Annotated in this window: 2 protein-coding genes; both read right to left on the reverse strand. The window is 73.8% G+C overall.

Translation table 11 applies throughout. From position 1 onward, the window contains the following. Positions 1-104: 104 nt before the first annotated feature. Entirely contained in the window at positions 105-929 is an 825-nt protein-coding gene (locus ESO86_RS16240; protein WP_165308097.1) for a VOC family protein, read from the reverse strand. Positions 930-1,029: 100 nt separating this feature from the next. Continuing rightward, positions 1,030-1,867 (reverse strand): 3-methyladenine DNA glycosylase (locus tag ESO86_RS16245; RefSeq protein ID WP_129235878.1); only part of this gene is annotated, 838 nt, incomplete at its 5' end.

The raw sequence follows: 1,867 nt of genomic DNA on the forward strand, positions 1-1,867 counted from the left end.
GCCGTCGACGACGAGCACGCTCCGGCGCGACCGGCCGAGCATGAGCGCGGCGGAGAGGCCGGCGCTGCCGCCGCCGACGATCACCACGTCCCAGGTCGCCACGGCTACCCGGCCGCCTCGGGCGCGGACGTCGTCGCCGCCGCCTTGGAGTCCGACGTCCCGGACGTCGGCGAGGCGATGACGAAGTACGCGCCGCTCGGGTCGGTGAGGCCCGCACGCCGCCCGTCGGGAACGTCCCACGGCGGCACCACGAGCGTGCCGCCCGCGGCGACGGCCCGGGCGAGCGTCGCCTCGACGTCGTCGACCTGGAAGCCGACGTTCCAGGTGGGCGGCAGGTCGTCGCCGAGCAGGTCCGCGGCGTCGAGGATCCGCGCGAACGTGCGCCCGAGGTGCCGGTAGACCGCGTAGCGCGGTCTTCCGTCGCCGTGCTCCACGTCCCAGTGGAACGCGTGCGCGTAGAACCGCTCCGCCGCGTCGAAGTCGCTCGCCGCGAGCTCGAACCGGGTGGCCGAGCCCGTCTCGTCGTACACGTCGAAGCCGGGCAGGCCACCCGGCTGCCAGTAGCCGACGACGGCTCCGGTCGCGTCGATCGCGAGCCCCATGACGCCCATGTCGGGGATGTCGATCGGCTCGAAGAGCACCGTGCCGCCGGCCTCGGCGATCCGCTCGCTCGTCGCCGCCGCGTTCCAGGTCAGGAGGTAGACGGTCCAGTGCGGCGACGCCGGGTCGTCCTCCGAGCGGCGTCCGGCGCCGGCCACGCGCCTGCCGTCGAGGAGGAAGGTCGTGTACCCGCCGTACCGTTCGTCGTCGCTGCGGTCCGCCGTCCAGCCGAACACGCTCGTGTAGAAGTCGACCGCCCCGTCGAGGTCGGTCGTGGTCAGGTCGACCCAGGCCGGGGCTCCGGCGACGAGGTCATCCGATCCGGGCATGCTGGCCTCCATCGGGGCGTCTCACGTGCGAATACCACCACGGTAGGCGGCGCTCCCGGATGCTAACACCGGGAGCCGTCGCTGCGACAGGCGGCGCTCATCACGCGGGCAGGGCGGCGAGGATGTCGGCGCGCAGCGCGTTCGCCCGCTCGGCGAAGCCGCGCTGACGCCGCACGTACTCGGCCTTGCCCTCGGCCGTCTCGATGCGCACCGGTTCGCCGCCCCAGGGCGCCATGTCGTAGGGCGACGCCTGCATGTCGAGGTACCGGATGTCGCGTGCGAGCTCGAACGCGTCGAGGAGCAGGGTGCCCGGCACGAGCGGGCCGAGCTTGACCGCCCACTTGTAGACGTCCATGTTCGCGTGCAGGCAGCCCGGCTGCTCGAGCTCGGGCTGCGATTCCCTGGTCGGCGCGAAGCGGTTGCGGGGCGTCGCGTCAGGGGTGAAGAACCGGTACGCGTCGATGTGGGTGCAGCGCAGCTCGTGCGCCTCGACGACCTCGTCGGTCGCGGCCTGGCCGAGGCGCAGGGGCACCGGATGCCGGTGCTCGCCCTGCCGGTGGACCATCGCCCACTCGTGCAGGCCGAAGCAGCCGAACTGCCCGGGTCGGGCGGCGGTGCGTCGGAGCATCCGCTCGACCGGGCCGAGCATCGCGCCCTTCTCGGCGCGCATCGCGTCCGCATCGACCACGAGTCCACGCTCGGTCGCGCCCGCTGCGTACCAGCGCCAGTCGGCGCGCGGCGAGCCCGCGGCATCCGCCAGCTCGATGCCGGCACCGGGATGCCAGCGGCGCAGCAGCGACGGCGAGTACGAGTAGTAGGTGAAGAGGAAGTCCTCGATCGGATGCCGCTCGCCGCGCGCCCTGCGCGACCGGTGACCGGCCGTGAGGGCGTCGGCCCGTTCCGCGTGCGCCCGCTCGCGCGCGTGCCAGTCGGCGCGG

It is taken from the genome of Agromyces binzhouensis (genome assembly GCF_004135055.1).
Lineage (GTDB): Bacteria > Actinomycetota > Actinomycetes > Actinomycetales > Microbacteriaceae > Agromyces > Agromyces binzhouensis.